The organism is Streptomyces sp. NPDC026589 (genome assembly GCF_040638385.1).
In the GTDB taxonomy this organism is placed as follows: Bacteria; Actinomycetota; Actinomycetes; order Streptomycetales; family Streptomycetaceae; genus Streptomyces.
This window is the reverse complement of the sequence record NZ_JBEZYG010000002.1, coordinates 413,830-433,309: the sequence shown is the minus strand read 5'-3', so window position 1 is coordinate 433,309 and position 19,480 is coordinate 413,830. Positions and strand designations below refer to the sequence as shown.

The following is a 19,480-nucleotide window of genomic DNA, read 5'->3' as shown; positions in this document are numbered from 1 at the left end:
GCGCACCCCGGCCACGGACACCCGGGGAACTCCGCCGCGCCCACCGCGGCCATCGAACCGCGTCAGCACCAAGATCACCCCAAGCCCCTTAGCAGAGCTGCGCGTTCTCACCATGTGGTCCTTCCGCACTCCAGGCGAAACCGCCACATGTCCTCACAGGAACCTCAAGCCTTGCTCAAGGGCATAACAAGAGAGTCACATCCGCCGCCGACCAGTCCCGGTGGCCCCCAGCTGCGCTTAGAGTCACCGCCAGTCACCGCGCCGCCGGGCGCGTCTGCTGCACGGCCCTGTACCAACCCAGTACGGCCCGGCGATCGTCACGGCACCTCAAGCAGAGGAGGCCGCGCCAGGGAAAGGACTTTTCGTGCGACACCGTTCTTTGCTCATACTCACCGCAGTGCTCACCACCGGAGCACTCACCCTCACCGCCTGCGGTTCGCGCGACGACAGCAAGAGCAGCGGCGGCGACGGAGGCAACCAGACGGTCGTCATCGGCCTCGACGCCCCGCTCACCGGCGACCTGTCCGCCCTCGGCCTCGGCATCAAGAACTCCGCCGACCTCGCGGTCAAGACGGCGAACAAGGAAAAGACCGTCCCCGGCATCACCTTCAAGCTGGAAGCCCTCGACGACCAGGCCCAGCCCTCCGTCGGCCAGCAGAACGCCGTCAAGCTCATCGATACAAAAGAGGTCCTCGGCGTCGTCGGCCCGCTGAACTCCGGCGTCTCCCAGTCGATGCAGAAGCCGCTCAACGACGCCAAGCTGACCCAGGTCTCCCCCGCCAACACCGGCACGGAGCTGACCCAGGGCAACGGCTGGAAGACCGGCGACAAGAAGCGCCCCTTCGCCTCCTACTTCCGCACCTCCACCACGGACCAGATCCAGGGCGCCTTCGCGGCCAAGTACCTCTTCGAGACCGCGAAGATCAAGGACGTCTACCTCATCGACGACCAGAAGCCCTACGGCGCCGGTCTCGCCGCCTCCTTCAAGGCGACGTTCACCGAACTCGGCGGCAAGATCGTCGGCAACGACCACGTGAACCCCGAGGACCGCGACTTCAACTCCGTCGCCACCAAGGTCAAGAGTTCCAAGGCCAAGGCCGTCTACTACGGCGGCGAGTACCCCGCCGGCGCCCCGCTGAGCCAGCAGATCAAGGACAGCGTCAAGATCCCCTTCATGGGCGGCGACGGCATATACAGCGCCGACTTCATCAAGCTCAACAAGAAGGCCGAAGGCGACATCTCCACCTCCGTCGGCAAGCCCGTCGAGGAGCTGGAGTCCGCCAAGAAGTTCATCGCCGACTACAAGACGGCCGGCTACAAGGACGCCTACGAGGCCTACGGCGGCGGCACCTACGACGCCACCTGGTCCATCATCGAGGCCGTCAAGATCGTCGCCGCCGAGAACGACGGCAAGATCCCCGCTGAAGACGGCCGCGCCAAGGTCCTCGCGGCCATGGACAAGGTCAAGTTCGAAGGCGTCACCGGCCCCGTCTCCTTCGACGAGTTCGGCGACACCACCAACACCCTGATGACCGCCTACCAGGTCACCGGCGGCAAGTGGGTCTCCAAGGTCAGCACCACCGTCGAGTAACCACCGGCCGGGCCACCACCCCGCCACCCTCACACAAAGCAACCAGACCGCGCGGGAGCGCTACGAGCCCTCCCGCGCGGTGCCATATCCGAACCACTCCACGGAGGCCCTGCGGTGAACGAACTGCCGCAACAGCTGGCCAACGGACTCATCCTCGGCGCGATGTACGGTCTCATCGCGATCGGTTACACGATGGTCTACGGAATCATCCAGCTCATCAACTTCGCGCACGGCGAGATCTTCATGATCGGAGGCTTCGGAGCCCTCACGGTCTACCTCGGGCTTCCGTCCGGATTCTCCCTCATAGCCGCGATACCCCTCATGATCGTCGGCGGCGTCATAGCCGCCGTCGCCATCAGCATGGCCGCCGAACGCTTCGCCTACCGGCCCCTGCGCGGCGGACCACGCCTGGCACCACTCATCACCGCCATCGGGCTCTCCCTCGCCCTCCAGCAAGCGGTATGGATGTGGTACCCCAACGCCACGAAGGACCGCCCCTTCCCCCAGTTCGAAGGCGAAGCCTTCGACATCCTCGGCGCCACCATCCAGCGCGGCGACATCTTCGTCCTCGTCGTCGCCCCCCTGTGCATGCTCGCCCTCGGCTTCTTCGTCTCCAAGACCCGGGCCGGCCGCGGCATGCAGGCCACCTCGCAGGATCCCGACACCGCCAAGCTCATGGGCATCAACACCGACCGCATCATCGTCATGGCCTTCGCCATCGGTGCCGCGTTCGCCGCCGTCGCCGCCGTCGCCTACGGGCTCAAGAACGGCCAGATCGGCTTCCGCATGGGCTTCATCATGGGCCTCAAGGCCTTCACCGCGGCCGTACTCGGCGGCATCGGCAACATCTACGGCGCCATGCTCGGCGGCATCGTCCTCGGCGTCGCCGAAGCCCTCGCCACCGGCTACATGAGCGAAGTCCCCGGCATGGAACTCTTCGGCGGCGGCGCCTGGAAGGACGTATGGGCCTTCGCGCTCCTCATCATCGTCCTCCTCGTACGCCCCCAGGGCCTGCTCGGCGAACGCGTCGCGGATCGGGCGTGATGACCATGACGATCAATACCACCGAGACCACCCCGGTCATCCCCGTCCCCGCGGCCGCCGCCCGCGCCACCACCGTCATCGGCGCCGCGCTCACGGTCGCCTCCACCTTCCTCGCCTGGACCTACACCGACGCCTTCCCCGGCGACCTCACCGTCTACGGATACCCCGGCGGCCTCCAGGTCCTCACCCTCATCAGCGCACTGCTCACCCTCCTCTTCGCCACCGCCGGCTACGGCATACGAGGACTCGGCTGGCTCAACCCCGCCGGCGGCAACAACTCCACCTTCCTCGTCGCCCTCGGCACCTTCTCCACCACGTGGTTCACCACCATCGCCATCGCCGCGAAACTCGGCGGACTGGCCAACCTCGAACCCGGCGGCTTCGTCGCCATGGCGGCCTCACTCCTCACGGTGATCGCCTCCCTCGGCCTCCCGCTCGACCGGCACACCAAGGAATCCCAGCCCCGGTTCAACTGGCTCGCCTTCATCGGCCTCACCATCGTCACCGGGCTGGTCACCTACCCGCTCTGGCGCTACATCCGCCTCGGCTCCAACCCCCGCGAGATCCGGCGCGCCAAGGAACTCCCCAACTGGGCCGAGATCCTCATCATCGCCGGAGCCTTCGGCGTCGCCCTCCACGTCTTCACGTACGGCATCGACACCGAGTACGCCGAACTCTTCATCGGCTACATCATCAGCGTCGCGTTCGGCTTCACCGCCCTCACCCGGGCCGGGCTCATCGCCCGCCTCACCCGGCTGACCACCAAACACCGCAACGTCACGCTCGCCGCCGCACTCATCGCGGCGTTCTGCTTCCCCTTCACCCAGCAGAACGAGCAGTACGCCCTCATCGGCGCGAACATCCTCATCTTCGCGACCGTCGCACTCGGCCTCAACGTCGTCGTCGGCCTCGCCGGCCTCCTCGACCTCGGATACGTCGCCTTCCTCGGCGTCGGCGCCTACGCCGCCGCCCTGGTCTCCGGCTCCCCGCTCTCCCCCGTCGGCGTCCAGTTCCCCTTCTGGGCCGCCGTCCTCACCGGCGCCGCGGCCTCACTGGTCTTCGGCGTCGTCATCGGCGCCCCGACCCTGCGACTGCGCGGCGACTACCTCGCCATCGTCACCCTCGGATTCGGCGAGATCTTCCGGCTCACCGTCAACGCCCTCAACGGCGTCAGCGGCCCGGACCTCACCAACGGCTCCCAGGGCATCCCCAGCATCCCCGACCTCAACCTCTTCGGCTTCGACTTCGGCGTCAGCCACGACATCGCCGGATTCACCCTCGGCAGGTCGGCCAACTACTACCTGCTGATGCTCGTCTTCACCGCCGTCGTCGTCCTGGTCTTCCGACGCTCCGGAGAATCCCGCATCGGCCGCGCCTGGGTCGCCATCCGCGAAGACGAGACCGCGGCCACCGCCATGGGCATCAACGCCTTCCGGCTCAAGCTGCTCGCCTTCGCCCTCGGCGCCACCCTCGCCGGACTCGCCGGTACCGTCCAGGCCCACGTCTCCTACACCGTGACGCCCGAGCAGTACCAGTTCGCCGGCTCCGTGCCCCCGAACTCCGCCTTCCTCCTCGCCGCCGTCATCCTCGGCGGCATGGGAACCCTCAGCGGACCCCTCGTCGGCGCCGCACTGCTCTACCTCATCCCGGCCAAGCTGCAGTTCATGCAGGACTACCAGCTCTTCCTCTTCGGCATCGCACTCATCCTCCTGATGCGCTTCCGCCCCGAAGGGCTCGTCGCCGACCGCAGGAAGCAGCTCGAATTCCACGAGACCGGCCAACTCGACGTCCCACCGGACGTCCCCCTCACCGACCAGGCCGCCGGCACCACGAAGGCGGGGGCGTGATCACATGACCACCACCACGACCACCCCGGCCAACCCGGCCACCACCGTCCTCGACGCCAGCGGCGTCACCATGCGCTTCGGCGGACTCACCGCCGTACGCGACGTCGACCTCACCGTCAACAGCGGCGAGATCGTCGGCCTCATCGGCCCCAACGGCGCCGGCAAGACCACCTTCTTCAACTGCCTCACCGGCCTCTACATCCCCACCGAGGGCAAGGTCAGCTACAAGGGCACCGTCCTGCCGCCCAAACCCCACCTCGTCACCAAGGCCGGCATCGCCCGCACCTTCCAGAACATCCGGCTCTTCGCCAACATGACCGTCCTGGAGAACGTCCTCGTCGGACGCCACACCCGGACCAAGGAAGGCCTCTGGTCAGCCCTCCTGCGCCTCCCCGGCTACCACAAGGCCGAAGACGCCAGCCGCGAACGCTCCATGGAACTCCTGGAGTTCATCGGCCTCCAGGACAAAGCCGACCACCTCGCGCGCAACCTCCCCTACGGAGACCAGCGCAAGCTGGAAATCGCCCGCGCACTCGCCAGCGACCCCGGACTCCTCCTCCTGGACGAGCCCACCGCCGGCATGAACCCCCAGGAAACCCGCGTCACCGAAGAACTCATCTTCGCCATCCGGGACCAGGGCATCGCCGTCCTCGTCATCGAGCACGACATGCGGTTCATCTTCAACCTCTGCGACCGCGTCGCCTGCCTCGTCCAGGGCGAGAAACTCGTCGAAGGCACCCCCGGCGACGTCCAGGCCGACGAACGCGTCGTCGCCGCCTACCTCGGCACCCCCTTCGAAGGCGCCCCCGGCGCCGAAGAAGTCGCCGAGGTGGAGGCCGCCGAAGCCCACGCCGGAAGCACCACGGGCACCACCACCAGCACCACCGCCCCGGCGAAGGACACCACGCCCGACACCACCAGCACCGATGAGGAGGGCACCCGATGACCTCACTGCTAGAGGTCGAAGACCTCCGGGTCGCCTACGGCAAGATCGAAGCGGTCAAGGGCATCTCCTTCACCGTCGAGACCGGCCAGGTCGTCACCCTCATCGGCACCAACGGCGCGGGCAAGACCACCACCCTGCGCACCCTCTCCGGACTGCTCAAGCCACTCGGCGGCCGCATCCTCTTCGAGGGCAAACCGCTGGCCAACATCCCCGCCCACAAGATCGTCTCCCTGGGCATCGCCCACTCCCCCGAGGGACGCCACATCTTCCCCCGGCTGACGATCACCGAGAACCTCCTCCTCGGCGCCTACCTCCGCAACGACAAGGCAGGCATCGAGAAGGACGTCCAGCGCGCCTACGACCTCTTCCCCATCCTCGGGGAACGCCGGAAGCAGGCCGCGGGCACCCTCTCGGGCGGGGAGCAGCAGATGCTCGCCATGGGCCGCGCCATGATGTCCCAGCCCAAGCTGCTCATGCTCGACGAGCCCTCCATGGGCCTCTCCCCGATCATGATGCAGAAGATCATGGAGACCATCGTCGAGCTCAAGGCGTCGGGCACCACGATCCTGCTCGTCGAGCAGAACGCCCAGGCCGCCCTGTCCCTCGCGGACCAGGGCCACGTCATGGAGGTCGGCAAGATCGTCCTCTCCGGCGCCGGCTCGGACCTGCTCCACGACGAGTCGGTCCGCAAGGCCTACCTCGGCGAGGACTGACACCCCGCCGCTGCCGTACGCGAGAGGCCCGCACCGCCCGATCTTCCGGGGTGCGGGCCTCTCGCATACGTACGTATGTGTACGGGGCTACTCGGCCGACTTCTTCTTCTCCTCGGCGTCCTCGATCAGCGCCTCCGCCAGCTGCTGCATCGACATCCGGCGGTCCATCGACGTCTTCTGGATCCACCGGAACGCGGCCGGCTCGGAGAGCCCGTAATCCGTCTGGAGGATGCTCTTGGCCCGGTCCACCAGCTTCCGGGTCTCCAGCCGCTGGGACAGGTCCGCGATCTCGCTCTCCAGCGCCTTCAGCTCCGCGAACCGGGAGACGGCCATCTCGATGGCCGGCACCACGTCGCTCTTACTGAACGGCTTCACGAGGTACGCCATGGCCCCGGCGTCGCGGGCCCGCTCGACGAGGTCGCGCTGCGAGAAGGCGGTGAGCATCAGGACCGGGGCGATGGACTCCTCGGCGATCTTCTCGGCGGCGGAGATCCCGTCGAGGACCGGCATCTTCACGTCCAGGATGACCAGGTCCGGCCGGTGCTCCCGGGCCAGCTCGACGGCCTGCTGCCCGTCGCCCGCCTCACCGACGACGGAGTAACCCTCCTCCTCCAGCATCTCCTTGAGGTCGAGGCGGATGAGGGCCTCGTCCTCGGCGATGACGACGCGGGTCGTCAGCGGCGGGACGTGCGACTGGTCGTCGTCGACGGCGTCTACGGGCTGGGGCGACTCGGGGGTGGTCACGGGGCTCCTTGTTAGGACAGGGGTGCAGCTCCCAAGAGCCTACCTAGTTACGGTATGTTTGAGGCACGGAGGGTCCTCGGTATCCTTCGTTTCGAAGGGGCCCCGGTAGCCCAGCGGCAGAGGCGATGGATTCAAAACCCATACAGCGTCGGTTCGAATCCGACTCGGGGCACTTCTCCTTGGTTTCCAAGGTCGAGCAACAATTTGGCGATCTTCACCCTTGCCGGTGAACGCACCTTCGATCCAGGCACACGCCTTCGAGAGCCGCAGAAAACTACGCTGCATGGAGCAGCACAACCCCTCGATACGTGACGAAGCGCTTGCCCTCTTGCGGAGCGGAACCACCAATCGAGCAGTAGCAGAACATCTCAACGTGCCACGTGGAACCGTCGGCTGGTGGCTGTATGAGGACCGCAAGCGACGCGGAGTGCAGTACGAACAGCCCACCGACTGCCCTGTGTGCACGGGCCGACAGGTTGATCGCGCCGCCTACGCCTACTTACTGGGGCTATACCTCGGCGACGGCCACATCACGTCGAAGACCAAGCAACATCATCTGTCGATCTTCTGCGACGCCAGCTGGCCGGGCGTGATCGACGAGGCCGAAGCGGCCATGCGCACGGTCATGCCCATGCCGCGCACCGGTCGGCGGCAGCGAGACAACTGCGTCGAAGTGAAGTCGTACAGCAAACACTGGACCTGCGCCTTTCCACAGCATGGGCCTGGCAAGAAGCATGAGCGGCCGATCGTTCTCGAGGCGTGGCAACAGGAGATCGTCGACGCCCACCCCTGGCACTTCCTTAGGGGCCTCATCCACTCCGACGGATGTCGGAACATGAACTGGACAACCAGGGTCGTCAAGGGCGAACGAAAGCGCTACGAGTACCCCCGGTACTGGTTCACCAACGTCTCCGACGACATCCGCCGCCTCTACACCGACACCCTCGACGCGCTCGGCATTACCTGGACGCACTGCACCCGCGCGGGGAAGCCCTACAACATCTCCGTAGCCCGACGGGCATCCGTCGCCCTCATGGATGCGCACGTCGGGCCGAAATACTGAGCAGATCCTCAAGCCGCCTACTTCGGGCTGTCGTCCTCGCCGATGTGGTGGACGCGGACCAGGTTCGTGGAGCCCGCGACGCCCGGCGGGGAGCCGGCGGTGATGACCACGACGTCGCCCTTCTTGCAGCGGCCGATGCGCAGCAGCTCCTCGTCGACCTGGGCGACCATCGCGTCCGTGGAGTCGACGTGCGGGCCGAGGAAGGTCTCGACGCCCCAGGTGAGGTTGAGCTGGGCGCGGGTGGCCTCGTCGGGGGTGAAGGCGAGGAGCGGGATGGGTGAGCGGTAGCGGGAGAGGCGCTTGACGGTGTCGCCGCTCTGGGTGAAGGCGACGAGGAACTTCGCGCCGAGGAAGTCGCCCATCTCGGCGGCGGCCCTCGCGACGGCGCCGCCCTGGGTGCGGGGTTTGTTGCGCTCGGTGAGGGGTGGGAGGCCCTTGGCGAGGAGGTCTTCCTCGGCGGCCTCGACGATGCGGGACATGGTGCGGACGGTCTCGATGGCGTATTTGCCGACGCTGGTCTCGCCGGAGAGCATGACCGCGTCGGTGCCGTCGATGATGGCGTTGGCGACGTCGGAGGCTTCGGCGCGGGTGGGGCGGGAGTTGTCGATCATCGAGTCGAGCATCTGGGTGGCGACGATGACGGGTTTGGCGTTGCGCCGGGCGAGTTTGATGGCGCGTTTCTGGACGATGGGGACTTGTTCGAGGGGCATTTCGACGCCGAGGTCGCCGCGGGCGACCATGATGCCGTCGAAGGCGGCGACGATGTCGTCGATGTTGTCGACGGCCTGGGGTTTTTCGACCTTGGCGATGACGGGGAGGCGGCGGCCCTCCTCGTCCATGATGCGGTGGACGTCGTCGATGTCGCGTCCGGTGCGGACGAAGGACAGGGCGATGATGTCGGCGCCGGTGCGCAGGGCCCAGCGGAGGTCGTCGATGTCCTTCTCGGAGAGGGCGGGGACGGAGACGGCGACGCCGGGGAGGTTGAGTCCCTTGTTGTCCGAGACCATGCCGCCTTCGATGACGGTGGTGTGGACGCGGGGGCCTTCGACGCCGGTGACTTCGAGGGTGACGCGGCCGTCGTCGACGAGGATGCGTTCGCCGGTGGTGACGTCGGCGGCGAGTCCGGCGTAGGTGGTGCCGCAGATGTCGCCGGTGCCTTCGCCTTCGAGGGGTTCGACGGTGATGGTGAAGGTGTCGCCGCGTTCAAGGAGTACGGGGCCTTCGCGGAAGCGTCCGAGGCGGATCTTCGGGCCTTGAAGGTCGGCGAGGATGCCGACGTTGCGGCCGGTTTCCTCGGACGCTTTGCGGACGTGGTCGTAGCGCGCTTGGTGTTCGGCGTAGCTGCCGTGGCTGAGGTTGAGGCGGGCGATGTCCATTCCCGCTTCGACCAGGGCTTTGATCTGGTCGTATGTGTCGGTTGCGGGTCCCAGGGTACAAACGATTTTCGCTCGGCGCATGGTTCGAGACTAAACCTTACCTACGGGTAGGTATTTGGCTCTGCATGACACCTCAACAACCTTCTCATGAAGGGTTGTTGACAACTGTTGAATTGTGCAGCGGGGTGCTCTGATGAGCGTTTATCCGAGGTTCGGCGGGATGAGGGTGAAGGCCGCTTCGACTTGGGCGTCGACGTTCTGGCGTACGGGTTCGAGGTCGAGGGGAGCTGCTTCGGCGGCGGTTTCCGCGCGGGCGGAGCGGAGGATCCCTGCGCCGCCGTAGGTCTCGGTGGTGAAGGTGGCTCCGCCGACGCTTCCGGTGTCGCTGAGTTCGAGGAGGGCGCCGATGCGGGTGTCGAGGGCTTCGGCGTATTCGCGGGCGCGCTGGAGTGCTTCCTGGACGGCTTGGCGGCGGGCGGCGGCGTGGTGGGGGGAGGTGGGGCGCAGCGCCCACCAGGGGCCGTCGACGCGGGTGAGGTCGTTGTCGGCGAGGCGGGTGACGAGTTCGCCGAGGGTGGTGAAGTCGTTGAGGGTGGCGGTGAGTTGGATGCTGCCGTGGTAGGCGCGGATGCGTTCGGCGCGGCCGTGGCGGGTGAGTTCGGGGCGGATGGCGAGGGTGCCGGTCTCCAGTTTCTCGATGGTGTCGCCGTAGGTCTTGATGAGGTCGAGGGTGGTGGTGTTGCGGCGGGTGAGGTCGTCGAGGGTGGTGCGGCGGTCGGTGTTGCGGGCGGTGAGGGTGATGGCGATACGGGCGATCTCGGGGTCGACTTCGAGGTGGGCTTCGCCGCGGACGGTGACGCGGGGGGCGGTGGGGGTGCCGTGGGAGGGGTGGGGGGCGGGTGTGGGGGTTTCGGTCATGTGTTCACTGTGGCATGGGGGGTGGGGTGTCGTGGTGTGTGTCGCGTGGTCATCGGATCGAAACCTGCGTGGGGTGTTGTGCGTGGTGGCCGCTGGGCCAGAATCTACGCGCGTTGCCCTACTGAACGAGGAGTGAAGAGATGCCGTTGAACCCGTTGAACCGTAGGACGTTTCTGGGCCGTTCGGCTGCCGCCGGTGCGGGTGTGGCGATGGCGGGCGGTGCGGTCGTGGGCTCGGCCGGCGCGGCGGAGGCGAAGGGGCCCGGTCACGGTCATGGGGGTCCGGCGAGGCGGTATGCGTTCACGGTGATGGGGACTACCGATCTGCACGGGAACGTCTTCAACTGGGACTACTTCACGGACAAGGAGTACGACGACTCCGCGCACAACGATGTCGGTCTGGCGAAGATCTCGACGTTGGTGGAGCGGGTGCGCCGGGAGAAGGGCCGTCGGAACACGTTGTTGATCGACGCGGGTGACACGATCCAGGGCACGCAGTTGTCGTACTACTACGCGAAGGTCGATCCGATCACGGCGCGGCGTGGTCCGGTGCATCCGATGGCGCGGGCGATGAACGCGATCGGTTATGACGCGGCGGCGCTCGGGAATCACGAGTTCAATTACGGCATTCCGGTGCTGCGGAAATTCGAGGAGCAGTGCGACTTTCCGTTGCTCGGGGCGAATGCGCTGGATGCGAGGACGTTGCGACCGGCGTTCGCCCCGTATGTCATCAAGCGGATGCGGACGCCGTACGGGCGTGATGTGCGGGTGGCGGTGCTGGGGCTGACGAATCCTGGTATCGCGATCTGGGACAAGGCGAATGTGGGCGGGAGGATGGTGTTCCCGGGTCTGGAGGAGCAGGCGGCGAAGTGGGTGCCGAAGCTGCGGTCCATGGGCGCGGACGTGGTGCTGGTCTCGGCGCATTCGGGTTCGTCGGGGACGTCGTCGTGGGGGGATCAGTTGCCGTACGTGGAGAACGCGGCGGCGCTGGTCGCGGAGCAGGTGCCGGGGATCGACGCGATTCTGGTGGGGCACGCGCATGTGGAGATCGCCGAGCACTTCGTGACGAACAAGGAGACCGGGAAGCGGGTCGTGCTCTCGGAGCCGGCGAAGTGGGGTCAGCGGCTGACGCTTTTCGATTTCGATCTGGTGTGGGAGAAGGGCCGCTGGGCGGTGGAGAGGGCCGGTTCGCGGGTGTTGAACTCCAACACGGTGCCGGAGGACCGGAAGGTGACGTCGCTGCTGCGGTCGGAGCACCGCAAGGTGGTGGAGTACGTCAATCAGGTGATCGGTACGTCGGTGGTGGCGATGTCGACCGCGGACGCGCCGTGGAAGGACGAGCCGATCATCGATCTGATCAACCAGGTGCAGGCGGAGACGGTGAAGGCGGCGCTGGCGGGTGGGGAGTTCGCGGCGTTGCCGGTCTTGTCACAGGCTTCGTGTTTCTCGCGCACGGCGGGGATTCCGGCCGGTGAGGTGACGATCAGGGACGCGGCGGGGCTGTATCCGTTCGAGAACACGCTGGAGGCGCGGCTGCTCACGGGTGCGCAGTTGAAGGAGTATCTGGAGTATTCGGCGCGGTATTTCGTGCGGACGCCCGCGGGTGGTCCGGTGGACACGGCGAAGTTGACGAACGCGGACGGGATTCCGGACTACAACTACGACGCGGTGTCGGGGGTGACGTATGACATCGACATCGCTCAGCCGGTGGGTTCGCGGATCGTGGGGCTGTCCTTCGAGGGGAAGTCGATCGATCCGGCGGCGCGGTTCGTGTTCGCGGTGAACAACTATCGGGCGAGTGGTGGGGGGAACTTCCCGCATGTGCCGGGTGCGCGGCAGGTGTGGGCGGATTCGGACGAGATCCGGAACACGATCATCGGGTGGGTGCGGGAGAAGGGGTCGGTGGATCCGGCCGTGTTCGCTTCGGTGGGGTGGCGGCTGACGCGTGAGGGGGCGCCTGTTTTCCCGTAACGCCGGTGTTGCCGTGTCGCCGTTGGTGCCGTGATCTCTTGGCGCCGGTGTTTCCGTAGCGCTGTTCGCGGTGGGTTGTTCGTTCGGCCCGGGTCTCCTTCGGTGGGGGCCCGGGCCGTTCGTTGTGCGGGGGCTAGACGGATTGGCTCAGGGGGACGAGGGCGTGGCCCTGGGCGGGGATTCTCGGGGGTTGGGGGGCGAGGCCGAAGGTGGTGAAGGCGGTGCGGGCGGGGAGGGGGTAGGGGTTGGCGTCGGTGAGGTTGTTGAGGATGGTGGCGCTGCGCCAGGCGGCGAGGCCGAGGTCGGGGGCGCCGACTCCGTGGGTGTGGCGTTCGGCGTTCTGTACGTAGACGTGTCCGGTGACGGCGGGGTCGAGGACCAGGCGGTACTGGTCGTCGATGCGGGGGCGGTGGGAGGCGTCGCGGCTGAGGTAGGGGCCGAGGCTGCCGAGGACGGCGTCGAGGGGGCGTTCGCGGTAGCCGGTGGCGAGGATGACGGCGTCGGTGGTGAGGCGGGAGCGGGTGCCCTGCTGGGTGTGTTCGAGGTGGAGTTCGACGCGGGTGTTGGCGACGCGTCCGGCGGTGCGGACGTGGACTCCGGGGGTGAGGGTGGCGTCGGGCCAGCCGCCGTGGAGGGTGCGGCGGTAGAGCTCGTCGTGGATGGCGGCGATGGTGTCGGCGTCGATGCCTTTGTGGAGTTGCCATTGGCGGGGGACGAGTTCGTCGCGGGCGGTTTCGGGGAGGGCGTGGAAGTAGCGGCTGTAGTCGGGGGTGAAGTGTTCGAGGCCGAGTTTTGAGTACTCCATGGGGGCGAAGGCCTGGGTGCGGGCGAGCCAGTGGATCTTCTCGGCGCCTTCGGGGCGGGCGCGCAGGAGGTCGAGGAAGATCTCGGCGCCGGACTGTCCTGATCCGATGACGGTGATGTGTTCGGCGGTGAGGAGCCGTTCGCGGTGGCGGAGGTAGTCGGCGGAGTGGAGTACGGGGACGGTTTCGGCTTCGGCGAGGGGTTTGAGGGGTTCGGGGACGAAGGGTTCGGTGCCGATGCCGAGGGCGATGTGGCGGGCGTAGGCGCGGCCGAGGGCTTCGGCTTCGCCGTCGCGGTCGATTTGGGTGAAGTCGACTTCGAAGAGGGCGCGGTCGGTGTTCCAGCGGACGGCGTCGACCTGGTGGCCGAAGTGGAGGCCGGGGAGCTGTTCGCTGACCCAGCGGCAGTAGGCGTCGTATTCGGCTCGTTGGATGTGGAAGCGCTCGGCGAAGTAGAAGGGGAAGAGGCGGTCGCGGGTGCGGAGGTAGTTGAGGAAGCTCCAGGGGCTGGTGGGGTCGGCGAGGGTGACGAGGTCGGCGAGGAAGGGGACCTGGAGGCTGGCGCCGTCGAGGAGGAGGCCGGGGTGCCAGTGGAAGGCGGGGCGTTGTTCGTAGAAGGTCGCGGCGAGGGGGCGGGGGTCGTCGGTGCTCGCGGGGATGTTGTGGGCGAGTGCGGCGAGGGAGAGGTTGAAGGGGCCGATGCCGATGCCGACGAGGTCGTGTGGCTGGTCGGGGGCGGGGGCGGGCCGGGCGGTCATCGCGGGGTGTCGCTTTCCGTGGGGTGAGGGGTGGGGTGGGTCGCGGTGGGGGCGGTGGTGGGTGGGTGGGTGAGGTGTTCGGTGGTGGTGTCGGTGATGAGGTCGAGGAGTGCTTGGAGGTCCTGGGGGGTGGTGTGGGGGTTGAGGAGGGTGGCTTTGAGCCAGAGGCGGCCTTCGGCGTGGGCGCGGCCGAGGACGGCGCGGCCGCGTTGGAGGAGGGTGCGGCGGATGGTGGCGACGGTGTGGTCGTCGGCGCCGGTGGGGCGGAGGAGGACGGTGCTGATGGTGGGGCGGTCGTAGAGGTCGAGGGTGGGGTGCTTGGTGACGAGGTCGGCGAGGTGGTGGGCGGTGGCGAGGGTGCGGTCGATGAGGTCGGCGAGTCCGGTGCGGCCGAGTGCCTGGAGGGTGACGGCGATCTTGAGGGCGTCGGGGCGGCGGGTGGTGCGGAGTGAGCGGCCGAGGAGGTCGGGGAGGCCGGCTTCGGTGTCGTCGTCGGCGTTGAGGTAGGGGGCGTGGTGGTGGAGGGGGGTGAGGTGGTGGTGTTCGGGTACGGCGAGGAGGCCGGCGGAGGCGGGTTGCCAGCCGAGTTTGTGCAGGTCGAGGGTGACGCTGTGGGCTCGGTCGAGGCCGTGGAGGAGGGGGCGGTGGGTGGGGCTGAAGAGGAGGGGTCCGCCGTAGGCGGCGTCGATGTGGAGTTCGGCGCCGTGGGTGGTGCAGAGGTCGGCGATGGCGTCGAGGGGGTCGATGTCGCCGGTGTCGGTGGTGCCGGCGGTGGCGACGACGAGGAGGGGGCGGTGGAGTTCGGTGAGGGCTTGGTCGAGGGCGGCGAGGTCGAGGGTGCCGGTGGGGGCGGGGACGATGACGGGTTGGGGGAGGCCGAGGAGCCAGGCGGCGCGGGTGACGCTGTGGTGGGCGTTGGCGCCGCAGATGGTCTGTACGGGGCCGTGGCGTTCGCGGGCGAGGAGCAGGGCGAGTTGGTTGGCCTCGGTGCCGCCGGTGGTGATGACGGCGTCGGGTGAGCGGGTGTGGGGGTAGATCTCGGCGGCGAGTGCGGTGGTGAGGTCCGCTTCGAGGGCGGAGGCGGCGGGGGCTTGGTCCCAGGAGTCCATGGAGGGGTTGAGGGCGCTGGCGGCGAGGTCGGCTGCTGCTGCCAGGGCGAGGGGTGGGGTGTGGAGGTGGGCGGCGCAGTGGGGGTGGGCGGGGTCCGCGGCCCCTGCGGCGAGGGCGGTGACGAGGCTCCGGAGGGCGTGGTGAGGTCCGGTGCCGTGGTCGGGGATGAGGGGGTGGGTGGCGGTGCGGGTGCGGGGGGTGACGGTGTCGGGTCCGCCGGCGGGGAGGGGGCCGTCGCGGAGGGTCGCGCCGTCGTGGAGTGCGGTGAGGACGGTGTCGATGAGAGGGCGGAGGGCGGCGGGGCCCGCGGTGCCTCCGGCGAGGGGCGGGGTGGGCATGGGTGAGGTGGTCCTTCGGGTGCGTGGGGGTGGGCGTGCCGGCTTGTCCCGGGTTTCGGGTGGCGCGGCCGAAGAGCCCAACGATCTGGACTCGAAAGGGGTACTGCCGGTGGGTGTGGCCCGGTTGGGGAGGCCGGTGCGGTAGGGGTGTGCGGTTGTGGGACGCCTGTGCGTGTCCGGGGAGGCCGAGGCGGCGGGGTGGCTGAGGTGGCGGGGAGGCAGGGGTGGTGGGGTGGCCGAGGTGGGCGGGCTGGGGTGGTGGGGAGGCCAGGGTGAGGGGGTGGCCGTTGTGGGCGGGCCGGGGTGGTGGGGAGGCCGAAGTGGGCGGGTCGGGGTGGGGTTCGGGCGAGCGGCCGGGTCGGGGCTGGGGCAGCGCCCTCCTCAATCCTTGCCCAATGAGTGAATTGCGGATTTAGGCAATCCACTACATGCTGTACGGGCCGTTCCGCCGCCGGCGCGCGGCCCCCGCGCGGCTTTCCGGCCCGCGGCGGTGGTTTCCTGGCCGGGGAGTCCGCCCGATGATCACGCCGCCCGACACGTTGCCGTACCGGCATGTGCTGACGCTGCCCGCGGTGGGGGCGGCCGTGCGCATCGCCCGGGAGACCGCCGAGCAGGTGCTGGCGGAGTGGGGGGTGAGGTCGGGCGACACGTGCCGGGATCCGGCGCTGCTGATCCTCAGCGAGCTGGTGGCCAACAGTGTGCGGCATGCGGCGGTGCTCTCGCCGAACGTGACGGTGGTGTTCGCGGGCGGGCCGGGCACGTTCGCGTTCGGCGTGCACGACCGTCACCCCTACCGGCCGGCCCTGTTCGCGTCCGCCGGTACGGCTCCGGGGCGGGGCCTGGCCACCGTGATGGAGCTGACCCACGGTCTGGGTGGGAGCGCGGTGGTGCGGGGCGATGTCGACGAGGGCGGCAAGAGCATCTGGATCACGCTTCCGCTGCGGCCCGGCGGCCGGTGAACGGACCGGCGGGTGGCTTCCCGGACCGGCGGGTGGCTTCCCGGGCTGTCGGGTGGCTTGGCGGCGGGGTGCCGTCCCCGGGTTCATCCGTGGGGCGCGAAGGCGCGAGGATGAACCCATGGAGAAGAGTTCTGGTCAGCTGTGGTGCGACGGATCCCCGGTGTGCGGAACGGGGCCGCGCCGGTGAGCACACCGCTGTACCGATTGAAGGCGGAGTTCTTCAAGACGCTGGGGCACCCGGTCCGGATCAGGGTGCTCGAACTGCTCAGTGAACGCGAGCACGCGGTCTCGGAGATGCTGAACGAGGTGGGGGTCGAGGCCGCCCATCTCTCGCAGCAGCTGGCCGTGTTGCGCCGTGCCGGTCTCGTGACGGCCCGGCGGGAGGGCTCGGCCGTCCACTACACGCTGGCCGACCCGGGGGTGGCGGAGCTGCTGCGGGTGGCGCGGACGATCCTGACCGGGGTGCTGGCGGGCCAGGCGGAGCTGCTGGCCGATCTGCGGGCGACGGGCGGCTCCGGGGACGACGACGCCCCGGTCGGGGCTGCGGACGACGTCGCGGACGGGAGCGGCGACGGCCCCGGCTGATCCTCCGTTCCGCCCGGCCGCGGGGCGGGAAACGGTTCCCGTCCCGCGGCGGTGCGCGTCATTCAGTCGGCGAGGACGACGGCCGACCGTACGGCGAGGGCGCGGCGCAGGTCGTCGAGCTGGTCGACGAGCTTGCGGCGCAGCGCGGGGGTGAGGGCCGGGTCGTCCAGGGCGCGGGTGCCGGTGCCGAGGCTCGTGGGGTCGACGGCGTACGCGGGGAAGGCGTAGCGTCCGGCGGCTTCGGCGATGGCGGGGCCCCGGCGGGCGGCGAGGGCGATGGCGTCCGGGTAGAAGCGGGCCACGTAGTCGTCGGTCAGCTCTTCCTGGCCGGGCTGCCAGAAGCCCTGGGCGGTGGCGGTGAAGAGGTAGTTGGACAGGGTGTCGTCGGTGAACAGGGTGTCCCAGGCGGCGGCCTTGGCCTCGGCGGTGGGCAGCGCGGCACGGCAGCGGGCGGCGCCCTGGCGGCCGGTGGCGCTGGGGTCGGCTTCGAGCGCGGCCGCGATGGTGGTCTCGTCGGTGGCGCCGAGGACGGCGAGCCGGGTGAGGATGCGCCAGCGCAGCGCGGGGTCGAGCTCGGGTCCGCCGTGGACGGTGCCTTCGTCGAGCCAGCTGCGGAGCGTGTCGGGCTGGGTGGCGGCGTCGATGAAGTGGCGTACGGCGATGAGGCGGAGGCCCGGCCGTGAGCCGTCCTCGGTGCGGCGGATGAGGTCGCGGCAGAGGTCGGTGAGGGTGGCGCGGGCGGCGGGCAGGTCATCGGGGTTGGTGTAGCGGTCGACGACCTGGCCGGCGGCGAAGGACAGGACGCCCTGGACGAGCGCGAGGTCGGTCTCGTGCGGGAGGTGCGTGCGGGCGGTCGCGAGGTAGGTGGCGGGAGGGAGCTGTGCGTCGCGGACCATGTCGCGGGCGGTGTTCCAGACGACGGCCCGGGTGAGGGCGTCGGGGATGCCGGAGAGGCTGGTCAGGACGGTGTCCCAGGAGGCGGTGTCCAGGCGGACCTTGGCGTAGGTGAGGTCGCCGTCGTTGAGGACGACGAGGGCGGGGCGACGGCCGGGGCGGATCGTGGGCGTCCCGTCGCCGGGTACGTCGAGGTCGAAGCGGTCGCGCAGGGCGAGGTGGCCGAGGCCGGGCTGGGTGCCCAGGGCGTGGTCGTAGGCGCCGACGGTGACGCGGTGGGGGCGGGAGCCGTCGCGGGTGACGGTGAGGGCCCAGGACTGGCCGTTGCCGGCCGGCTCGGTGGGGCCGGCGGTGGGCTCGGGGGCGCTGATCTCGGCGGTGAGGGTGTCGATGCCGGTGGTGCGCAGCCACTGTTCGGCCCAGGCGTGGACGTCGCGGTCGGTGGCGGAGGCCAGGTTGTCGATGAAGTCGGCGAGGGTGGCGTTGGCGAACTTGTGGCGGGCGAAGTGGGTGTTGATGCCGGCCAGGAAGTCCTTCTCGCCGAGCCAGGCGACGAGTTGGCGCAGTGCGGAGGCGCCCTTGGCGTAGCTGATGCCGTCGAAGTTGAGGAGGGCGGACGCGGTGTCGGGGACGGCGTCGGGGTCCGGGGCGACGGGGTGGGTGGAGGGGCGCTGGTCGGCGTCGTAACCCCAGCCCTTGCGGGCGACGCCGAAGTCGACCCAGGTGTCGGGGAAGGGGGTCTCCCCTGCTCGCACGGAGTCGAGAGCGCGGGGGAGGGTGACCTCGGTGAGGGTCTGGTAGCCCATGTACTCGGCGAAGGACTCGTTGAGCCAGATGTCGTCCCACCAGGCCAGGGTGACGAGGTCGCCGAACCACATGTGGGCCATCTCGTGGGCGATGACCATGGCGCGGGTCTGCCGCTCGGTGTCGGTGACGGCGGAGCGGTAGACGAACTCGTCGCGGAAGGTGACGAGTCCGGGGTTCTCCATGGCGCCCGCGTTGAATTCGGGGACGAAGGCCTGGTCGTAGGAGTCGAACGGGTAGGGCTCGTCGAACTTCTCGTGGTAGCGGTCGTACAGGGCGCGGGTGATGTCGAGGATCTCGTCGGCGTCGGCGTCCAGGTACGGGGCGAGGGAGCGGCGACAGTGGATGCCGAAGGGGAGCCCGGCGTGCTCGGTGGTGACCGAGTGCCAGGGTCCCGCGGCGACCGCGACGAGGTAGGTGGAGACGAGGGGTGTGGGGGCGATGGTCCAGCGCCCCTCCCCCGTGTGTTCGGCGACGCCGTTGCCGAGGACGGTCCAGCCCTCGGGGGCGGTGACGTCGATGGCGAAGACGGACTTGAGGTCGGGCTGGTCGAAGGCGGCGAAGACGCGCTGGATGTCATCCATGAACAGCTGGGTGTAGACGTAGGTCTCGCCGTCGGTGGGGTCGGTGAAGCGGTGCATGCCCTCGCCGGTGCGGGAGTAGCGCATCGCGGCGTCGATGTGCAGTTCGTGGGGGCCGGCGGCGAGTGCGGTGAGGGGGTAGCGGTTGCCGTCGAGGAGGGCGGGGTCCAGGGGTTGTCCGTCGAGACTGATCGAGCGCAGGGTGGCGGGCTGGACCTCGACGAAGGTGTCTCCGGCCGCGCGGGCGGTGAACCGGATGACGGTGCGGGAGTCGAAGGTCTCCTCGCCGGTGGTGAGGTCGAGGGCGATCGTGTACCGCTCCACGTCGAGGATCTGGGCTCGGGTCTGCGCTTCGTCGCGCGTCAGTACGGACATGGCCCCATGCTGCCGTATGGGGGACGGCGGGCGCAGCGGGGTTCTCCCTGGGCGGACGCGG

Annotated in this window: 15 protein-coding genes and 1 tRNA gene; 10 read left to right on the top strand and 6 right to left on the bottom strand. The window is 69.0% G+C overall.

All coding sequences use genetic code 11. The annotated features are described in order from the left end of the window. Window positions 1–379 precede the first annotated feature (379 nt). The 5 genes from AB0F29_RS04945 (at window position 380) to AB0F29_RS04925 (ending at window position 6,141) form a co-directional block, all read left to right on the top strand. Window positions 380–1,591, top strand: coding sequence for a branched-chain amino acid ABC transporter substrate-binding protein (locus tag AB0F29_RS04945; RefSeq protein WP_361867787.1), 1,212 nt, complete (start codon window positions 380–382; stop codon window positions 1,589–1,591). A 114-nt stretch (window positions 1,592–1,705) separates the two neighbouring features. After that, window positions 1,706–2,635, top strand: coding sequence for a branched-chain amino acid ABC transporter permease (locus AB0F29_RS04940; RefSeq protein WP_361867493.1), 930 nt, complete (start codon window positions 1,706–1,708; stop codon window positions 2,633–2,635). Continuing rightward, window positions 2,635–4,482 carry a branched-chain amino acid ABC transporter permease gene (locus AB0F29_RS04935; protein ID WP_361867491.1) on the top strand — a complete coding sequence of 616 codons (1,848 nt, stop codon included), beginning with the start codon at window positions 2,635–2,637 and terminating at the stop codon, window positions 4,480–4,482. Before AB0F29_RS04940 ends, AB0F29_RS04935 begins: the two co-directional genes overlap by 1 nt. 4 nt (window positions 4,483–4,486) lie before the next feature. Beyond that, window positions 4,487–5,428 carry an ABC transporter ATP-binding protein gene (locus AB0F29_RS04930; RefSeq protein ID WP_361867489.1) on the top strand — a complete coding sequence of 314 codons (942 nt, stop codon included), beginning with the start codon at window positions 4,487–4,489 and terminating at the stop codon, window positions 5,426–5,428. Beyond that, window positions 5,425–6,141, top strand: coding sequence for an ABC transporter ATP-binding protein (locus AB0F29_RS04925; RefSeq protein ID WP_361867487.1), 717 nt, complete (start codon window positions 5,425–5,427; stop codon window positions 6,139–6,141). The genes AB0F29_RS04930 and AB0F29_RS04925 overlap by 4 nt, the downstream gene beginning before the upstream one ends. 87 nt (window positions 6,142–6,228) lie before the next feature. Here the strand turns inward: AB0F29_RS04925 and AB0F29_RS04920 are convergent, their stop codons facing one another. Then, complete coding sequence (locus AB0F29_RS04920; protein WP_361867485.1) at window positions 6,229–6,885, bottom strand: response regulator; 657 nt, start codon at window positions 6,883–6,885, stop codon at window positions 6,229–6,231. A gap of 99 nt (window positions 6,886–6,984) precedes the next feature. Between AB0F29_RS04920 and AB0F29_RS04915 the strand changes: the two genes are divergently transcribed. Together AB0F29_RS04915 and AB0F29_RS04910 are read left to right on the top strand one after the other, a co-directional pair. Continuing rightward, a tRNA-Leu gene (locus AB0F29_RS04915) sits at window positions 6,985–7,057 on the top strand. Between the two features lie 111 nt (window positions 7,058–7,168). Further along, a complete protein-coding gene (locus AB0F29_RS04910; RefSeq protein WP_361867483.1) occupies window positions 7,169–7,948 on the top strand; it encodes a helix-turn-helix domain-containing protein in 780 nt (259 codons plus the stop codon). Between the two features lie 17 nt (window positions 7,949–7,965). Here the strand turns inward: AB0F29_RS04910 and pyk are convergent, their stop codons facing one another. Together pyk and AB0F29_RS04900 are read right to left on the bottom strand one after the other, a co-directional pair. Then, window positions 7,966–9,405 (bottom strand): pyruvate kinase, encoded by a 1,440-nt coding sequence (gene pyk / locus AB0F29_RS04905; protein WP_361867482.1) that lies wholly within the window; start codon window positions 9,403–9,405, stop codon window positions 7,966–7,968. Between the two features lie 120 nt (window positions 9,406–9,525). Beyond that, on the bottom strand, window positions 9,526–10,242 hold the full coding sequence (locus AB0F29_RS04900; protein ID WP_361867480.1) for an SIMPL domain-containing protein: 717 nt from the start codon (window positions 10,240–10,242) through the stop codon (window positions 9,526–9,528). 140 nt (window positions 10,243–10,382) lie between these two features. Here AB0F29_RS04900 and AB0F29_RS04895 point away from each other — a divergent pair, with 140 nt between their 5' ends. Continuing rightward, window positions 10,383–12,212 carry a 5'-nucleotidase C-terminal domain-containing protein gene (locus tag AB0F29_RS04895; protein ID WP_361867478.1) on the top strand — a complete coding sequence of 610 codons (1,830 nt, stop codon included), beginning with the start codon at window positions 10,383–10,385 and terminating at the stop codon, window positions 12,210–12,212. Between the two features lie 133 nt (window positions 12,213–12,345). Here the strand turns inward: AB0F29_RS04895 and AB0F29_RS04890 are convergent, their stop codons facing one another. Both AB0F29_RS04890 and AB0F29_RS04885 read right to left on the bottom strand, forming a co-directional pair. Beyond that, window positions 12,346–13,773 (bottom strand): SidA/IucD/PvdA family monooxygenase, encoded by a 1,428-nt coding sequence (locus tag AB0F29_RS04890; protein WP_361867477.1) that lies wholly within the window; start codon window positions 13,771–13,773, stop codon window positions 12,346–12,348. Beyond that, on the bottom strand, window positions 13,770–15,221 hold the full coding sequence (locus AB0F29_RS04885; protein WP_361867475.1) for an aminotransferase class V-fold PLP-dependent enzyme: 1,452 nt from the start codon (window positions 15,219–15,221) through the stop codon (window positions 13,770–13,772). Before AB0F29_RS04885 ends, AB0F29_RS04890 begins: the two co-directional genes overlap by 4 nt. A gap of 518 nt (window positions 15,222–15,739) precedes the next feature. Here AB0F29_RS04885 and AB0F29_RS04880 point away from each other — a divergent pair. Together AB0F29_RS04880 and AB0F29_RS04875 are read left to right on the top strand one after the other, a co-directional pair. Further along, window positions 15,740–16,180: an ATP-binding protein gene (locus AB0F29_RS04880; protein ID WP_361867473.1), complete on the top strand. Its 441-nt coding sequence runs from the start codon at window positions 15,740–15,742 to the stop codon at window positions 16,178–16,180. Window positions 16,181–16,363: 183 nt separating this feature from the next. Further along, on the top strand, window positions 16,364–16,765 hold the full coding sequence (locus tag AB0F29_RS04875; protein ID WP_032752702.1) for a metalloregulator ArsR/SmtB family transcription factor: 402 nt from the start codon (window positions 16,364–16,366) through the stop codon (window positions 16,763–16,765). A gap of 62 nt (window positions 16,766–16,827) precedes the next feature. Here the strand turns inward: AB0F29_RS04875 and pepN are convergent, their stop codons facing one another. Next, window positions 16,828–19,419 (bottom strand): aminopeptidase N, encoded by a 2,592-nt coding sequence (gene pepN, locus AB0F29_RS04870; RefSeq protein WP_361867471.1) that lies wholly within the window; start codon window positions 19,417–19,419, stop codon window positions 16,828–16,830. Window positions 19,420–19,480: the final 61 nt, after the last annotated feature.